The organism is Amycolatopsis sp. NPDC039088, assembly GCF_055598845.1.
Map to the genome: position 1 here is coordinate 1 of NZ_JBVKAE010000075.1, position 16,693 is coordinate 16,693.

Sequence of the window (16,693 nt, forward strand, 5' to 3'; positions counted from 1 at the left end):
GGGACACTCAACGTCCCAATTCCTTCATAGACGTCGGCCTGCGCCATGACGAAGAGGTCTCCGACCAGCAAGATTTCGACTTTGCCGGGACCCTGACCTTCAGCGTTGCGAACGTGGCTTTCACAACGTCCAGCCGGCGATGTCCAATAGTCCTCGGTGGACCGAGGGCCGTCCAGGAAGTGAGTCCTGGACGGCCCTTCACCGACCACCGGTGGGGAACGGAAGTCAGCCGGTGTAACCCGCCACGATCTTGGTGTAGTCGTACTTGCCCTGTGCGATTCCCGCGCAGTTGTTGCAGTCGCGGTTCACGGCCCAGAACGACAGCCGGGCGAGATGTTTGCCCGCCGCGTAGTCGCGGATCGCACGGAAGTCGGCGACGCTGACGGTCTCGCCCGCCACGTCGGTCTTCCCGTTCATCGACGAGAGGCCGCTGCGCCGGTAGGCCGCGTCGTCGCTCAGGCCGAAGGTGGACTTCACGACGTTCTTCAACCCGTCCACGGCACTGCGGGTCTTGCCCGCCATGTCGCCGCCGCTGGAGAAGTCAAACGGCATGACCGACCACGCGTCGACGCCCGCGCCCAGTGCCTTCGACTGGTTGATCAGCCGCTTCCCGTGCGCGTTGGGGCCGCCGACCTCGGTCGGGATGGTGATGACCACGCGCAGGCCGGGGTTCTTCTGCTTCGTGATCTTGACGGCGTTCAGGATCCGGTCCTGGACGGTGTAGTTCTCGAACTCGTCGGTGTTCTCGATGTCGAGGTCGATCGCTTTGAGCCGGTAGGCGTCGATGACCTTTTGGTACGCGCCGGCGAGTGCCGCGGGTGTGCCGCACTTCGGGCCGAGCTTCGTCCCGGACCAGCCGCCGAACGACGGGATGACGTCGCCGCCCTTGGCCCGGATGTTGTTGATCATCGTGGCGTCGGAACCGGTGAGCGAACGGCTGCCGTCCCACTTCGGGTTGCAGCCGCCGTCGGAAAGGACGAACGCGAGGGTGAAGGCCTTGACCCCGGTGGCGTTCATCGCGGCGATCGGGTCCGTCTGTCCCGACCACTGGTACAGATAGGGCGAGGCGAGCACCGCGTCCGGGGCCGCCGAGGCGACGGGGGCGAGGCCGACGGCCGTGGCGAGAGCGGCGCCGACGGTGGTGGCCAGTGTTGCCCAGCGTCGTAGGGATTTCATAGGTCCTCCAACTGGTACGCGCGCGACGAGGCGCGCAGGTGTGGAGCACCTCCGTCTTGACGCGGCGTATCAACCGGGAGGTCACTGTGTGCTCACTCACGGTGGACTAGACCATTGAGGACTGTCAAGAATTCACCGGGTTTCCCGGCGGAAATGACCGACCTTAGTAGGGGGTCTTGACCCGGAAAGAGGATCGACAGCACCGCGATAACCGGCTAGTTTGCCGAAATGGTGGGGGACTCCCTGATGGCGACCGGAAGCCGCGGCCGAAGAGACCGGCTCGCCGCGCCGTACCGTCTTCTGGGGTCCTGGAGCCTGTGGGAACTACCCAGACGGGGCCTGATCGGGTACCTGCTCCTCGTCGACGCGGCCGCCTTGGCCGCCACCACCTACCTCTTCGCGCTGCGGCCGCCCACGGCGTCGTCGCTGCTCCCGTTTTCCGCTCTGCTGGCGGGAATGATCCTCAGTTCGGAGTTCGCGCGTCCCGTCGAGCGGTCCCGCGCCGACACCCGCCTCGGCGCCGGACTGGACGCCGCCTGGATCTTCGCGGGCGCGCTGCTGCTGCCGCCCGCGCTGGCCGCCGTGCTCGTCGTCGTCTCGGCGGGGTACCGCTGGTTCCGCATCCGGCGCGGGATTCCGCATCGTCAGATCTTCGCGGTCGCCGCCACCATGTTGTCCGCGATCGCGGCTTCGCTCGTGCCCATCCTCGTCGGCGCGGCCCCCTTCGCCGACGCGGTAAGGGATTTCCAGGGCTTCGCGCTGGCTTTCGCCACCGGTCTGGTGTTCCTGTCCGTCGACGCCGCCCTTGCCGCCCCGGCGGCCGAATTCGGGGCGGAACCGTCGGGATTCGCCTTCGACGCGGCGATGGTCGCGTTCGGATTGCTGCTCGCGTGGTCGGCGGTGGACTGGCCGTTCGTCACCGTGGTACTCGCCGGAGCGCTCGTGGTGCTGCACCGGGCCGGGACGATGCGCGCCCTGCGCGGCCACGCGGGTACGGATTCCGGCACCGGCCTGCTCACCGCGTCGTCCTGGTTGGACGGTGCCCGCACCCAGTTCGAGCTGCTTCGCGCCCGTGGCAGCGATCTTTCGCTGCTCATGCTCGATCTGGACCGGTTCGCGCGGCTCAACGACGAGCACGGCAGGGAAGTCGGCGACGACGTTCTGCGCGCTGTCGCGGACTCGTTGCGCGCGGAGGTCCGCGCAGCCGATCTGGTCGGCAGGTTCGGCGGTGAGGAGTTCGTCGTCCTGCTGCCCGGCACCAGCCGGTTCGACGCGCACGCCATCGCCGAACGCATCCGGCTGCGGATCGCGTCGACGTCCGTCTCATTGGGTGGGACGTCGCCGGGTGACCCGCTGTTCGCCGGGGTGACCGTTTCGATCGGCGTCTCGTCGCATCCCGCCGACGGTGAGACGCTCGCCCGGCTCGTCGGCGCGGCGGATCAGGCACTGCGCGCGGCGAAGGCGGCAGGCCGCAACCGGACCGTGGTTTTCGAGACCGAGGAACCGCTCGGCTAGTCCTCGGCCGGGACCCCGATGTCCTCGAACCACAGTTCCGGATGGTCCCGGATGAATTCGGTCATCAGCGCGGTGCACGCGGGGTCGTCGAGGAGGGTGATCTCGACCCCGTTCTCCTCGAGCCAGCCGTGCCCGCCCTCGAACGTGGCCGCCTCGCCGATGATCACCCGGCCGATGCCGAACTGACGGACCAGCCCACTGCAGTACCAGCAGGGGGACAGCGTGGTGACCATGATCGTGTCCCGGTAGTGCGGTCGCCTGCCCGCGTTCCGGAACGCGGACGTCTCGGCGTGCATCGACGGGTCGTCGTCCTGGACGCGGCGGTTGTGCCCGCGGCCGAGCAGGACGCCGTCGGTGTCGAACAAGGCGGCACCGATCGGGACTCCACCCTCGGCCTTGCCGAGTTCGGCCTCTTCGCGGGCGACGGACAGCAGACGCGCGGGATCGATCACCCGGCCACCTTACGGGCTCGTGAGTGGTGATGACGGTTAGAACGAACCCTCTCTCAGGTACCTACTCGTGGCCTGCAGGCTTGCTCGGAAGGTGTGAGGGTCGAGTTTCCTCGGCTGAGCCGAGGGAAGGGGTCCTTCACGCGCCGCTGTTGTGACTGGTGGTGCCGCTGGGGTTTGTGATGGGGTTTCGGGTCCGTGAAGGACTCCTTGAGGGACTCTGGGTCCCTCAAGGAGTCCCTCACGGACCAGCGCTACCCAGCTCACCCGCCGTAGGTAACCAAAACACCGTTGGCCAGAGCCGTCATCACCACTCACGAGGTGATCGCGGACCGGACCTGTCCGCGATACCTGGCAAACTCCTCCTCATGAAGCGAGCGAACCGATGACCACGGGCACGTCGGCACGGCTGCTGAGGCTGCTCTCCCTGTTGCAGGCACGGCGCGACTGGCCGGGCGCCGACCTGGCGGACCGGCTGCGGGTGGACGTCCGCACGGTCCGGCGCGACGTCGAGCGGCTGCGGGAACTGGGCTACCCGGTGCACGCCACCCCCGGCGTCGCGGGCGGCTACCGGCTCGGCGCGGGGGCCGCGTTGCCGCCGCTGCTGCTGGACGACGACGAGGCCGTCGCGGTCGCCGTCGGGCTCCGGACGGCCGCGAACGGGACGGTGTCGGGGATCGAGGAGACCTCGGTGCGAGCCCTCGCGAAACTGGAGCAGGTGCTGCCCGCCCGGCTGCGGCATCGGGTGACCGCGCTGAACGCCGCGATGATCCCGCTCGGCGGCGTCGTCCCGGTCATCGACGCGGAGGCGCTCACGGTCATCGCGTCCGCGTGCCGCGACCATCAGCGCCTCCGGTTCGGGTATCGCAGCCACAACGGCGACGTCACCGAGCGCTCCATCGAGCCGCTGCGCCTGGTGCACACCGGGCGCCGGTGGTACCTGGTCGCGTTCGACCTCGACCGCGACGACTGGCGTACCTTCCGCGTCGACCGCATCGACGGCGTCCCGGACACCAGTTTCCGTTTCACGCCAAGGGAACCACCGGCCGAGGACCTCGCGGCGTATGTCTCCCGTGGGATCACGTCGGCGCCGTATCCGCACCAGATGGTGCTGCGGGTGAGTGCCTCGGCGGACGCGCTCGCCGAATACGTGTCCCCGACCGTCGGGACGATCGAGGCCATCGACGAGCACACCTGCCGGATCAGGGTCGGATCCAACGACCTTTCCGTGATGCCTTACTACCTCGCCCATTGGGACGTCGACTTCGTCGTGGAGGAGGCGCCGGACGAGGTCAAGGAGCGGCTAAAGCTGGTCGCCGACCGCTTCGCGCGCGCGGTCGTCTGAGTCCGAAGTGGACTGTGCTGCTCGCTTGGCCCGTTTGGCCAGCAGGCCGATGGAGCCGAGCGAGATCAGGGCCAGCACGATGATGTAGAGCGAAACCGACATCGACGTCCCGGTGGATTCCAGTAGCAGCACCATGATGAACGGCGCGAGCCCGCCGCCGACGACCGCGCTGATCTGGTAGCCGAGCGAGGCGCCGGTGTAGCGCATCTCGGCGGTGAACAGTTCGGCGAACAGCGCCGCCTGCGGGCCGTACATGATGCCGAGGAACAGCGAGCCGACGAACGAGGCGACCACGAACAGCGGCAGTGAAGCCGTGTCGATCAGCAGGAACATCGGGATCGCCCAGAGCGCGACCCCCGCCGCGCCGAAGGTGTAGATCTTGAGCCTGCCGATGCGGTCGGACAGTTTCGCCGAGAGCGGGATGATCGCCAGCTGCAAGGTGCTGATCAGCAGCGTCGCGACCAGCACGGTGGTGCGCGACATCCCCAGATGGCGGGTGGCGTAGTCGAGAACGCCGTTGAGCAGGATGTAGAAGGTGGGGGTGTTGACCATGAACGAGCCGCCGGCCAGCAGCACGGTGCCCTTGTGGTGGCGCAGCACCTCGCGCAACGGGGACTTCCCGCGGCCCCGCTCTTCGGCCGCGAGTTTCGCTTCGGCGCGGCGGTATTCCGGCGTCTCGTCGATCTTGACGTGCATGTACCAGGCCAGCGCGAGCACGAGGATGCCGACCAGGAACGGGATCCGCCAAGCCCAGGTGAGGAAGTCCGAAGGCGGCGCGACCTGGGCGGCGATCAGGAACACCGTGTTCGCCAGCACCACCCCGTTCGGGACGCCGAGCTGGACGAGGCTCCCGTAGAGACCTCGTTTGCCCGGCGGCGCGTACTCGGTGGCGAGCAGCATCGCACCACCCCATTGGGCGCCGACGGCGACGCCCTGCACGAGTCGCAGCAGCACCAGGATGATGGGCGCGGCGATGCCGATCGTGTCGTAGGTCGGGAGCAGGCCGATCAGCGTGGTCGCCGCCCCCATCAGCGCGATGGCCATGACCAGTACGGGTTTCCGGCCGCGTTTGTCGCCGAGGCTGCCGGCGATGATCCCGCCGAGCGGCCGGGCGAGGAAGCCGACCGCGAAGGTGGCGAACGAGGCGAGGACGCCGGCCGCCGGGTTGGTGGTGGGGAAGAAGGTCTTCCCGAACACCAAAGCGGCCGCGATCCCGAAGACGAAGTAGTCGTACATTTTTGACGCAAGGCTGTGACCAGGGATTTTATGGCTGTGGGTCGCCTCAGGCCGTCTCCGGCCGTCCAGGCCGTGATCGGCGCTTCTGGAGAGAAATTTACTGTTTGCGCCGCGCGCTCGTCGGGTGGTGGACTGTAGCGGCTGTATCCAGACGTCCTGAATTCGCCCCGGAGCGCTGCCTCGGGCAGGTTCCAATGTCACAGATTGTGACGATCTTCCAGTGGCGTGGGCGCGCTGTGCCCAGGTGCAAATGACGGGCAGATTGCCGGACAACTTCTTTGTCCCGGTCGAATCTTGGTTGATCGGCCCGGCGACCGACACTGAACTGGTCGCCGCGGATGGGCCGGGCCTGTGCGGGCGCAGAGTCAGTCCCTCTGCCATATCCCGAGCCTCACACCCCTTGAGAGCAGTCCTCTCGGTCCCACCAGTCACTCAGCGATCGAAGCCTGCTGAGGAAGCGGCGTAACGGTGAGGTCTTTCAAGCGACCTCTCTTCATGGCGGCAGTGGGAGTAGAGGACGTCGAGTTGGAGCTGGTCGAACGTGCCTTGATCGAGCACGTCGAACGAGGAGCGCTGCTCGACCTGGCCGGTGACAAACCGGTCGATTGCGTGGCGATGCGACGAGTCTCGATCCATTCGCGCATGGATGATTCGTGACATCGTGAGTGGTCGTTTGGCGGGAGAAGCAGTGGCGACGGCCTTGCGCAGTTGGCGACCATCTAAGCCTCCGTAACTTCGACGATGATGTCCGTCCGCGATTTTCTCGAACCACTCTTGCAGCCCGAACACCGTGGGATGTTGATTCAATCGTTGGTGGCGATGTTCCGGGCGCATGGCGCGGACGATCTTGTCAAACGGGCAGAAGAAGAACTCTCACCGACCGCCGATCAGTCGGAAGCTGACAGGCACAGGGACTCTGTTGCCACCCGCGAAACGGTCGTCCTCACCAACTGGTCGTCAGGACGGCCGCAAGCGTAGCCGAACGTCAGTGCGGCGGCCGTTCTGGATGACGCGAACGAGGTCGACGTCGCACTCCCGGCGCCCGCGGCCGAGACACGCCCGAGCCCGGGCCCCGGTACCGCGGCGCGCCCTTCCTTATTCTCTCATTAAGCGATGCCTCTACATGCGTCAGCGATCATCTTCCGCCCAGTCGGTGAACAGCGAGAGGGGACGCACTGTCCCTCGATGATCGCTCTCGGCACCAGCAGCTGACCGAAGCCGCGGGGTCGAGGAGCTGGCAGAGCGTGCGCCGATCAGGTTCTGGACGCTGACGACCGTGAACTGGACTCCGAGTTCGTTCATCGGGGTGACCAGGCCCGGGTTGGTGCCCATCGTGTCATTCCGGCGCCGCACGACCCAGCCATTCGACTTGTGGTCGGTCGTGACGAAGACGATATCCCGGCCTCGCCTGCGCGCCTCCTGCAGAAGCTCGAGCCAGATCAAACAGTCGCCAAGCCGACGTGACTCAGGCGCGTTGCTTCCCTTCACCGCGCTGCCGGGGGGCTCCCTGTGTTTGATCATGAGGCGAGCCGCTCTCTCCATCTCCTCTGCCTCGGCTGCGCCGGGCGCCTCGCCGACGCGCAGTGAGGACCCTTGAATACGTTCGAGGAACCCCTCGGCGGCAAGAGCAGTTTTGCCGAACTCCGCCTTCCGGTTGTCAAATAGATGACATAAACCAGTCTTCACTTCGCCGATTTTTGTCACGATACGACGAAAAGAAGCGGGTTCCAGTCCGAAGTGGGCCCGGTCTCGCCGCATTTCGAACTCCACCTGAGCAAAACGCCGGAGCGTGACCGCGAGCTGGGTGTTGAGGTCCTTGATCGTGGCTTCGCGGATGCCGGGTGCCAGCCGTTGCACCTCGTGCAATGCCTGGTAGGGCAAGAAGACCTGTTCCCCCAGCTCGGTCAGGCGTTGAACTAGATCCACGCACTCGTCGTCGTCTCCCTTCCAAAGACGAAGGAGCGCGCTCGCATCCAGCACCACGTCGGCACCTCGGGTGATCATCGCCGAAATATGCGGCCATAATGGATCTTCACCCGCCGAGCCGTCGGCGCGACCAGCAACCAACTCCGCCCCCTAGGACCGCCCAGAAATCGATCACCTACGTGCACCGCGCATAATGACATTACGATATGCCGGGGATTGCCGACGCGGCGGGATGACCGAGGGGACGCGAAGTGGAAGGTGCTCACGGCGAACTCTCTCTTGATCACATCGACCTCGATGAATCGTCCATCCCCGGACCGCCTTCGCAAGTGGACGCACCGATCACAGGGCTGCCTGGGCGTATGCCCGCGGTGGGTTACCTCGTCAGCCCGCACGCACCGTTCTATCGGCTGGTCCTCGATATCCTCCACGACGAGGAACGTAGGTTGGGTCTACATCTGCCGACTGACCTGATCTCCGAAAGGTTCCGCGCGAGGCTGGCCGAACACGACGCCATCCAGACTGATCCACCAGGCGTGGACGCCATGCTGGCCCAGCTCTACCTCTGGGGAAACGTCGACCGAAGTCACAGCACTCACCGCAAAGGCACCTACCAGGAATACCTCCGGAAAGATTATCTCTATCAGCTGACTCCGGCGGGTACGCAGATCCACGAGCACCTGAGCCGGATCGACGCCGAGCTTGGAACAGCCGGCGCCCTGCAGTCATCTCTGCTGCCGGAGGTACTGGCGGCGCTTCACGAACTCCGTAACAGCCTCGTCGTCCCGGCCGAACAGGTGAAGTCGGGATCACGACCGCATGCCGGAGCCCGAAAGGTGCACCAATCCCTGCAGCGGGTCTATCACGCCTTCGAGCCGATGTCAGGCAATGCCAAACAGTTCATCCAGGGGCTGAACCGCGCACTGGAGATCGACACGACCCTGAACGAGGAAATCTTCCTCAACTACAAGCAAGTCGTGGTCGAGTACCTGCAAACGTTCGTACTGGCACTCATGCGGTACACCGATCCGATCATCGCGGCGATCACCGAGATCGAAAACGCCGGGCTTGTCGAGCGGTTCATCGACATCGCCCGCGTGGAAGCCGCTCCGCAACTCGGTGTCGACTTCGAACAGGTCGTGCAGACGGATGGCCAGCAACTCAGTAAGCAGTGGCAGGGCCTACGCCGCTGGTTCTTCGGCGGCCATGGACATCCTGCGGTCGCTGACACACTCCAGGACAGGGCGGTGGACGCGGTCAACCGGATCGTGTCCATCGTTCGACGGCTCAACGAACAGCGTTTTCACAAAGTCGACCGCAAGGCGGACTTCCTCACTCTGGCCCGGTGGTTCTCAGGCACGGAGGACAGCGGGCTGCGCGCACGGCTGTGGCGGGAAGCGTTTGGTCTTTACTCCGCCCGGCATCTCGGTGTACCGCACGACCCGACGCTGGGCTTCGAGGTCCGCCCTCGGCTTAGTTGGTGGGACACGGATCCTGCCCCCGTCGATGTCCGAATCCGGGTGCAAGGTCCTCGGGCAACTCGCGGAAGGCCTCAGTCCATTGCCGACCCGCGCGCCGCGAAAGCTCACCTCGCCGCCCAACGGCGGGAGCGGGATCTGGCGATCGAATCCGCCGTGGGCCTGCTCGCCGGCCGCGGACCGGTTCGGTTGTCCACCCTCCCCGCGCTGTCGAATGCACAGTTCCAGTTCGTGCTGCGCTGCCTCCACATGGCGCTCGGCAGCGTGACGCGGACCGCACGCAGCACCGATGGTCGCTTCGAGGTGCGGCTGGAAACCGACACGGAACAGGTGCCGCCGTCGGTAGTGGTCCTGCGAACCGATGCCGGGCGGCTGTCCGTCATCGACTACGTCGTGACTGTCCGCGACCTGAGATCGGATCGGTCATGACAGCGCAGGGGACTGATGAAGACGAATTCCGGCAGGTGGTCAAGAGCCTGCTACTGCGCCCGTTGCTTACAGCGACCGGTGGCGACGGTCCGGCGATCAGCCTCGTGCACCGCCATGAGAATGCGTTGCGGGAGTGGTTCGACCGTAATCTCGGTTGGCGGCTGACCGTCGACCGAGATGTGGTGCGGCTGTTCAAGATTCCCGAAAAATGGCCGGTCAGCCCGGCCGACGCGCCCAGTCAAGCGCGCTGTGTCCTGTATTGTCTCGTCCTCGCAGCACTCGAAGACTGTGGGGACCAGACGGTCATCTCCGAACTTGCGGAAAGGGTAGGCATGCTCACGGCCACCCGCGAAGGCACGCTGCGCTTCGACGAGGATCACTTCCGTTCGCGGCAGGACCTGGTGGCCGTCCTGCGACTGCTCGTCGAGCAGGGGGTTCTGTCGCCTACGAGGGAAAGCTCGGTCACTGAACGAGACGAGGACAGCTTCGTCCACGGGGGCGGGAACGCACTCTACGACGTCAACCACCGCGCGGCCGCGCTGATTCTGAGCAGCCCGATCGGGCCCAGCCGTGCCGGTACGCCTGATCAGTTGACAACGCAGCCGATCCCCGATACGCCCGAGGCGCGGAACCGGAGGCGGCGGCACATGATTCTGCGCTACCTGCTGGACACCCCGGCGATGTACTTCGGCGAACTGCCCGATGATGTTGTCGACTACTTCCATGCTCAGCGATTCCAGCTCCGGCAGCAGATCGAGCACGCGACCGGCGCCGTGGTCGAGATCAGGGAGGAGGGCGCCGCGCTGATCGACGACGAGTTCACCGACCTCGGGTTCCCCAAGGAACGCACGGCCCAGTTCGCCGCCCTCGCCTTCGCCGACGCACTCGCCCGTGAACCTCGCCCGTTCGGCACCGCTCAAGTTCCCGGTCATCGCTTGCACGCGATCGCCGTCGAAGTGACCGAGCGAGTCAGCGCTGTTTCGAAGACGATCGCGGGGCGTCCAGTCACCACCGCAGTCGTGCGGTCCACAGCACTGGAAATCCTGACCATGCTCAGACTGGTCGAACCCGACGGCGAGGCCATCACGGTAATGCCTCTGCTCGGCAGATACCGCAACCCAGCGATCTCCGCAATCACACCGGTGGGGACGACGCGGGAGGACACCGATGACGATCGCTGACAACCGCCACGCCGGCCAGCAGCTCAAGGACCTGCTGGCCGGTAAGCCACCGGTGCCGAGCCGGAGCAGGTTTCAGCCCTTGCGCCTCGGGCTCATCGGTATCTGGGAATACTCGGAGCAGGAGTTCCATTTCCACGATGGGCGGCTGATCCTCCGAGGTCGCAACGGAAGCGGCAAGACCAAGGTCCTGGAGGTCACCAGCCCCTTCCTGCTCGATGCAGACCTCACAGCTCGGCGGCTCGATCCGTTCGGCACAGCGGCGCGGTCGATGCGCGACAACCTGCTGTTCGGTGATCACACACACCGGATCGGATACGTGTGGTGCGAGTACGGCCGGACTTCGGAATCCGGTGCTCCTGAATACTTCACGATCGGAGCGGGCATGCGTGCCCAGCGTTCTCGCTCCGGTGCCCCGGAATCCTGGTATTTCGCCATATCACAGCGGCCTGGTGAGGACTTCTCGCTACTGGACGCCGAACGTAGTCCGCACAACCAGGCACGGTTGACCGAGCTCATCGGCGCTGAATCGGTCTTCGGCACGGCCACTGCCTACCGCACGGTCGTCTCGGAGCGTCTGTTCGGTACGACCCCGGAGCGTTTCAGGTCGCTCGTCGAACTTCTCATCGCGCTGAGGCGGCCGAAACTGAGTGAGAATTTCGGCATCGAAAAGCTGACGAGCATGCTGACCCATGCGCTGCCGCCCGTCGACGAGGGCCTGGTGGACGAGCTGGCCCGCGGTTTCGACGAGCTTGCGATCGACCAGGACGACCTCGAACGAATCGAGGCAGGTAGCAAGGCCATCGACACCTTCCTCGTCGCCTATCGAGAATACGCACGGCACGTGGTGCAGCGGTCGGCCACGCGGGTGCGAGGCTCCGTGACCGCCTACGACGATGTGACCCGGCAGAAAACGGCCGCCGAACGGGAACTGGCGGACGCCATCGCGTTCCAGGAGGACTTATACCGGCAGCGTACGGAGCTTGACCTCCGCTCGACCGAGCAAAGCGCGCGGATCCGGGCGCTGGAGCAGCGGCCCGAAATCGAGCAGCGGGCTGTCTTGCTCCAGTTGGAACGGCAGGCTGGGATCGCCGAGCGTGCGGCGGCCGCGGCGCAGAACAGCCTGACCGAGGCGGCCGGAGAACTCGACCGGGTGAAGCGAGAGCTGCAGGCAGCGGAAGAGCTGCTCACAGAAGAGGAAGTGCTCTCCGAGGCGAACCAGGTAGACGCTCTTGACCTTGCCGACCGTTCGGGGCTGCGGTTGGAACACGAGATGCAGTCGGATCGCCTGTGGGTCGATGCGGGCGCGGTGCATCGCGCGATCGGCGCTGTCGTGAACGCTCGGCGTAGCGCGATAGCCCGGGTGCGTGTGCTCCGGGTCGCGGTGTCGGACGCACAACTCGCCGCTGACAAGGCGGAATCCGCACGGGACGACGCGATCGCCCGCCGGGCACGCACGATCGCCCAGGTACTGGGTCGCCGATCCGATCTGGATGGACACGTCGAGGCCGTGACTCATGCCCTGCTCTCCTGGGTCGACGACTGCCGGGAAATCCGCGTCGATCCACCTACCGCCGCAGGCCTTATCGACCTCGTCCAGACGGCAGGTGAACCAGGCGCTCGTTCTGCACGAGCCGCAGTCTTCGCTCTCGCCTCCGCCCCCGAACGAACGCTGCTTGCGACGCAAGCCGACCTTGACGGCACGATCACGGCCATCCGCTCCGAGCTCACGTCGATCCGGGTGGAGCATGAACGTGTCGAGGCACGGCAAGATGAACCGCCACCGCCGCCAGCTGTCCTTCGACGGGATCGTGCACAGCGGATACCCGGCGCCCCACTCTGGAAGCTGGTGGAGTTCGCGGCCGATTTGCCGGAGAATGATCGCGTCGGAATCGAAGCCGCATTGCTGGGAGCGGGGCTTCTCGACGCTTGGGTCACGCCGGACGGGACCGCATTGGCACCGGACACTCTCGACGTAGTGGTGCGTCCGGGTGCGCAGGCGGCTGGCGAGAATCTCGCCACGGTGCTGACCGCCGCCGCAGATGACACCGTCTCCGTGGAGGTTGTAACGGCGCTACTCGAGTCGGTCGGCCTACGCGAAGACGGCGACGCCGGACCTCTGGAAACCTGGGTGTCGCGTTCCGGGAGCTGGTCTATCGGCCCTCTGCGTGGCCGGACTACCGCAACCACCGCCTGCTATATCGGCGCATCGGCCCGCGAAGCCGCCCGGTTACGACGACTGGCCGAGCTGGCCCGACAGCGTGCCTCGGCCGAGGCGAAGCTCGCCGAGATGCACCAGGAGTACGAGGAAACCGGGCGTCGGATCCTCCGTCTTGACCAAGAACGACAATCCCTGCCCGACGACCGAGATGTCCGCGACGCCCGGGTCAGGCTGGACAACGCGCTGGAGCAGGCAGCGGCTGCGGAGACGGAAGCGCAAGAGGCCGAGCAGCGGTGGAACATACGCCGTGACGAGGCACGTGCCGTACAGCTAGAGCTCAACACTTACGCGGAACAACAGCAGATCGACCCGGCAGAAACCGCGCTCGCCCGGCTCGAAGCCGCGCTCTCGGACTATCGGGAAGCAGTGGCGGCGCAGGTCACACAAGTGCAACACGTTCTCGGCCTGCGCTCGACTACCGCCTCAATCCGCAGCAGGCACGACCGGCAGCGGGCATCGCATGCGCGACACGAAGACGAGGCACAGCAGGCACGCGAGTTCGCTGTCGAGGCCAGGACCGAGTACCTGACCCGGCACGAGCTTCACGGCGCGGACGTTGACGATGTCCTACGCGAAGTCGAAACGGCACGCCAGTCACTATCCGTAACTCATGCGGAGACGAGACAACTCCGCGACGCGGTCAGTCGAACCGCCCGTCGGGTCGGCGCCGCCGAGAGTGACCTGGTGCGAGTCGAAACCGAGCGGACCAGGCACGAGGAGGAACGAAGCGCCGCGGTGACGGACTTCGATCGGCTGCGCGCCCACGGCTTCCTGGCCTTGATCGAGATGCGCGGGGTAGGGGAGGGGAAGACGACGTTGACCCGGACCATCGACGAGGCTAGGCGAGCAGCGCATCTTCTGAGGGAGATCGACGTCTCGGACAAGGCGCAGAACACCGCACGCAACGCGGTCGACCAAAGGTTTCGCGAACTCCAGCAGATGGTCGGGTCGGCGGATTGGCGACCGTGGGGCGCGAACGACGGAACACTCTTCCTGGCACGGGTCACGTACAACGGCGTCGACCACGACATGATCCGGATGCAGGAGATCCTGGCCGACGAAATCGAAACCCGGCGCACACTGCTGGACGACCGCGAACGCGAGCTTTTCGGGAAGGTCCTCGTCGGCAAAGTCGGTGAGCATCTCCGCGCTTGCCGGCGTGAGGCGCTCGAGCTCGTCGACCGTATGAACGTACTGTTGCTCGCCCGGCCAACCGCGTCGGGCTTGCAAATGGATCTGAAGTGGGAAACCGATCCCGAAGCGGGCGACGACGCGGCGCGCGCTCTCGGCCTGCTCGACAGCCAGGCGCCACGTTACCTCGCCCCGGAGACCAGGACCGAACTGATCGATTTCCTGGCCGGCAGAGTCGAATCTGTCCGCGCCAAGAACGCACCGTCCGATTGGAAATCGCGTCTGCGTGACGCACTCGACTACCGCAACTGGTGCCGGTTCCGGATCCGAGTACGCAAATCCGGCGGCCAGTGGCGCGACCTTACCGACGGGATGCACCAGCAGGGCTCGGGTGGTGAAAAGGCCGTGATGCTGCAACTCCCGCTCTTCGTGGCGGCCGCGGCGCACTATCAGGCGCTCGGGTCGACAGCACCGCATCCCGTATACCTCGATGAGGCTTTCGCCGGCATTGACGCAGAGATGCGAGGCAGCTGCATGGGCCTGCTCGCTGACCTCGACCTCGACTTCGTCATGGCGAGCCATGACGAATGGGGTTTCCACGAAGAGGTTCCCGGAGTCACCACCTACGAACTGTTCCGCGATCCCCGCCACGAGGGTGTTCTGGCGACACCTTTCGTCTGGGACGGAAAACGCGATCATCGCCTGTCCGACCCACTCGCCGTTCCAGCAGATGACGACAACCGCTGAGCACCGGTCCGCGGCGAGAACACCACTACCGCCAGAGATCATCGCCGAAATAGCAAGATGGGCCGCGTCTCCTGGCGGCAGGCGGTTCCGTGCCGAGATACGCGAACGTCTCTGGAACAACGGAAAACTCATCAAACCGCTGCGGATCCCAGACCTCACCGACGACGAATGGAACGACATCCACGACCTGTTCGGCCGGAACGCCTGCAGACGACGAGGCGAAGTCAAGCTCACTGTCGCCGACCAGGTCCTGCGCACCGGCTCACTGCGGATCAGCTTGCGCCAACTGATCATTGAAACCGGTGGCAGCATCATCACTCGTTCCGGGCTGGCCAGATACCGGCGGATCGTCAAGCGGCAACACGTTCTGCAGGCTCGACGGACCCTTGCTGCAGCGATAGCCGGATGTCCGGAGCTCGCGCACGAATTATTCCTGCTCGACTCTCTCGGAAACGAGAACAAGTACCTCGTCCCGCCCGAAAGCCGCTCCAGGTCAACGAACTGGAAAGCTTTCAACTCCGCGCTACTCATTGCGGCGCTGTACTATAAGCGCATCGGAGAAGGGAAACCAATCCCCGAGCAAAGTCTCCCCGCCACTGCTCTCGACGATTCGAAACGATGGTCCGCAGGGTCCAAAGCCGCGTTTCAGAACCTGATCGGTAAGCCCCTCGAAGAAGCCGTCGAACTCAGGGACCAGCCGATCCAGATGCGAGGCCCTCTCACCTGGGTAGTGGACGGGGTCCGTGTCGCACTGGCGACGCTCGCGATGCCATGGATCTCGCTGCCGATCCGGGCCTTGTTGAAGGCCGACATCCTGGACACTCCTCCTCATGGCCTGCTGTTGGTGGAGAACCATGAGAACTTCGAACAAGTCTGCAAAAAGACCGGCGTCCATCAACGATGGCTGGTGCTCTGGTCCGAGGGCTATACCGGCGACCTCGTGCACCGATTCATCGAACGGTTTCCCGGTATCCCGGTGGCAGGATGGTGTGACCTGGACCCCGACGGGATCGGGATCATCGGCCGTGCGCAACTGGCCACCGGACGCACGATTACGCCGATCGGCATGGGCGTGGATCTCTGGCAGCAGGTCACCATGGGCAAGTCATCCACACCCGAAAAACGGGCGCGGTGCCGCAAAGCCGCAGATGATGTCAAGCACGTGACGCCACCGGCGTTGCGCGATCTACTGGAATGCTTCCTTCGCACTGGACTGAGCGCCGAACAGCAGAACTGCACCATCTACGACGACGTGTTACCCACGCTGCCCGGTATACTCACCGACCTCGAAAACAATGATCAGGGTAGGCGATAGCCAGCCTTGACTGGTTCTCCTAAGCTGTCCCTGACCATGTGAAAGCGCCATCTCGCGTGCCGTGAGTAGAGCTGTCGAATCCCGCCGCAGTGACCAGCCGCCTTCGGCGGCGACCTGCATGGCCTGCCCGGATCGAGGATGGTCACCCGCCGTGGGCTGACTGGCACCTGGTCTCGCCGTACGGATGAGGCACTAGGCACGGCGCCCGCAGCAGTTCCTCGCTAAGAGCGTGTCTTACGTGGTGATCGGTCGCTGGTGAGCGATAATCTTGGCTGTGGTTGATCGTTTGTCGTTGCGGTTGGTGCCGGATGAGCTGTGGGCACTGACGGAGCCGTTGATCCCGGTGTTCGAGTCGCGCCCGCAGGGCGGTGGCACGGCCCCATTGGACGCTCGCGCGGTGTTCACGGCGATCGTGTACGTGCTGACCAGCGGGTGCGCGTGGCGGGATCTGCGGGACTGCCCAGGGTTTGGTTGACACCTGATTTGTGAGGTTTCGGCCTTGCTTGAAAGGATGTCTTCGTGCCCAAGCCCTATCCTCGTGAGTTTC

Annotated in this window: 11 protein-coding genes and 1 pseudogene; 7 read left to right on the forward strand and 5 right to left on the reverse strand. The window is 65.3% G+C overall.

Features of this window, described 5'->3' with window-relative positions; translation table 11 throughout:
* Positions 1 to 225: 225 nt before the first annotated feature.
* Positions 226 to 1,176: a chitinase gene (locus tag ACZ7KI_RS42770; RefSeq protein WP_470278720.1), complete on the reverse strand. Its 951-nt coding sequence runs from the start codon at positions 1,174 to 1,176 to the stop codon at positions 226 to 228.
* A gap of 228 nt (positions 1,177 to 1,404) precedes the next feature.
* Between ACZ7KI_RS42770 and ACZ7KI_RS42775 the strand changes: the two genes are divergently transcribed.
* Complete coding sequence (locus tag ACZ7KI_RS42775; RefSeq protein WP_470278721.1) at positions 1,405 to 2,691, forward strand: GGDEF domain-containing protein; 1,287 nt, start codon at positions 1,405 to 1,407, stop codon at positions 2,689 to 2,691.
* Here the strand turns inward: ACZ7KI_RS42775 and ACZ7KI_RS42780 are convergent.
* Positions 2,688 to 3,143, reverse strand: coding sequence for a nucleoside deaminase (locus tag ACZ7KI_RS42780; RefSeq protein ID WP_470278722.1), 456 nt, complete (start codon positions 3,141 to 3,143; stop codon positions 2,688 to 2,690). The two genes, ACZ7KI_RS42775 and ACZ7KI_RS42780, sit on opposite strands and share 4 nt — an antisense overlap.
* 382 nt (positions 3,144 to 3,525) lie before the next feature.
* Between ACZ7KI_RS42780 and ACZ7KI_RS42785 the strand changes: the two genes are divergently transcribed.
* Positions 3,526 to 4,485, forward strand: coding sequence for a helix-turn-helix transcriptional regulator (locus ACZ7KI_RS42785; RefSeq protein WP_470278723.1), 960 nt, complete (start codon positions 3,526 to 3,528; stop codon positions 4,483 to 4,485).
* Here the strand turns inward: ACZ7KI_RS42785 and ACZ7KI_RS42790 are convergent.
* The 3 genes from ACZ7KI_RS42790 to ACZ7KI_RS42800 all read right to left on the reverse strand — a co-directional run bounded on the left by ACZ7KI_RS42790 (position 4,444) and on the right by ACZ7KI_RS42800 (position 7,725).
* Positions 4,444 to 5,721, reverse strand: coding sequence for an MFS transporter (locus ACZ7KI_RS42790; RefSeq protein WP_470278724.1), 1,278 nt, complete (start codon positions 5,719 to 5,721; stop codon positions 4,444 to 4,446). The two genes, ACZ7KI_RS42785 and ACZ7KI_RS42790, sit on opposite strands and share 42 nt — an antisense overlap.
* A gap of 432 nt (positions 5,722 to 6,153) precedes the next feature.
* On the reverse strand, positions 6,154 to 6,555 hold the full coding sequence (locus tag ACZ7KI_RS42795) for a hypothetical protein (RefSeq protein ID WP_470278725.1): 402 nt from the start codon (positions 6,553 to 6,555) through the stop codon (positions 6,154 to 6,156).
* Between the two features lie 294 nt (positions 6,556 to 6,849).
* Positions 6,850 to 7,725 carry a PIN-like domain-containing protein gene (locus tag ACZ7KI_RS42800; protein ID WP_470278726.1) on the reverse strand — a complete coding sequence of 292 codons (876 nt, stop codon included), beginning with the start codon at positions 7,723 to 7,725 and terminating at the stop codon, positions 6,850 to 6,852.
* Between the two features lie 173 nt (positions 7,726 to 7,898).
* Here ACZ7KI_RS42800 and ACZ7KI_RS42805 point away from each other — a divergent pair, with 173 nt between their 5' ends.
* The 5 genes and pseudogenes from ACZ7KI_RS42805 to ACZ7KI_RS42825 all read left to right on the forward strand — a co-directional run.
* The gene (locus ACZ7KI_RS42805) at positions 7,899 to 9,554 is read left to right on the forward strand and encodes a TIGR02677 family protein (RefSeq protein WP_470278727.1); all 1,656 of its coding nucleotides are present in this window, start codon (positions 7,899 to 7,901) and stop codon (positions 9,552 to 9,554) included.
* Positions 9,551 to 10,735 carry a TIGR02678 family protein gene (locus ACZ7KI_RS42810; RefSeq protein WP_470278728.1) on the forward strand — a complete coding sequence of 395 codons (1,185 nt, stop codon included), beginning with the start codon at positions 9,551 to 9,553 and terminating at the stop codon, positions 10,733 to 10,735. Before ACZ7KI_RS42805 ends, ACZ7KI_RS42810 begins: the two co-directional genes overlap by 4 nt.
* Complete coding sequence (locus ACZ7KI_RS42815; RefSeq protein ID WP_470278729.1) at positions 10,722 to 14,831, forward strand: TIGR02680 family protein; 4,110 nt, start codon at positions 10,722 to 10,724, stop codon at positions 14,829 to 14,831. Before ACZ7KI_RS42810 ends, ACZ7KI_RS42815 begins: the two co-directional genes overlap by 14 nt.
* Complete coding sequence (locus tag ACZ7KI_RS42820; protein ID WP_470278730.1) at positions 14,815 to 16,146, forward strand: Wadjet anti-phage system protein JetD domain-containing protein; 1,332 nt, start codon at positions 14,815 to 14,817, stop codon at positions 16,144 to 16,146. Before ACZ7KI_RS42815 ends, ACZ7KI_RS42820 begins: the two co-directional genes overlap by 17 nt.
* Before the next feature lie 274 nt (positions 16,147 to 16,420).
* Positions 16,421 to 16,618 (forward strand): annotated as a pseudogene (locus ACZ7KI_RS42825) (transposase); the annotation flags it as partial.
* Positions 16,619 to 16,693: the final 75 nt, after the last annotated feature.

What these genes read in the sequence shown, in the direction of transcription:
- ACZ7KI_RS42770 (WP_470278720.1), bottom strand. Translation starts at nt 1,176, where the DNA reads ATGAAATCCCTACGACGCTGGGCAACACTGGCCACCACCGTCGGCGCC.
- ACZ7KI_RS42775 (WP_470278721.1), top strand. Translation starts at nt 1,405, where the DNA reads ATGGTGGGGGACTCCCTGATGGCGACCGGAAGCCGCGGCCGAAGAGAC.
- ACZ7KI_RS42785 (WP_470278723.1), top strand. Translation starts at nt 3,526, where the DNA reads ATGACCACGGGCACGTCGGCACGGCTGCTGAGGCTGCTCTCCCTGTTG.
- ACZ7KI_RS42790 (WP_470278724.1), bottom strand. Translation starts at nt 5,721, where the DNA reads ATGTACGACTACTTCGTCTTCGGGATCGCGGCCGCTTTGGTGTTCGGG.
- ACZ7KI_RS42795 (WP_470278725.1), bottom strand. Translation starts at nt 6,555, where the DNA reads ATGCGCCCGGAACATCGCCACCAACGATTGAATCAACATCCCACGGTG.
- ACZ7KI_RS42800 (WP_470278726.1), bottom strand. Translation starts at nt 7,725, where the DNA reads ATGATCACCCGAGGTGCCGACGTGGTGCTGGATGCGAGCGCGCTCCTT.
- ACZ7KI_RS42810 (WP_470278728.1), top strand. Translation starts at nt 9,551, where the DNA reads ATGACAGCGCAGGGGACTGATGAAGACGAATTCCGGCAGGTGGTCAAG.
- ACZ7KI_RS42815 (WP_470278729.1), top strand. Translation starts at nt 10,722, where the DNA reads ATGACGATCGCTGACAACCGCCACGCCGGCCAGCAGCTCAAGGACCTG.
- ACZ7KI_RS42820 (WP_470278730.1), top strand. Translation starts at nt 14,815, where the DNA reads ATGACGACAACCGCTGAGCACCGGTCCGCGGCGAGAACACCACTACCG.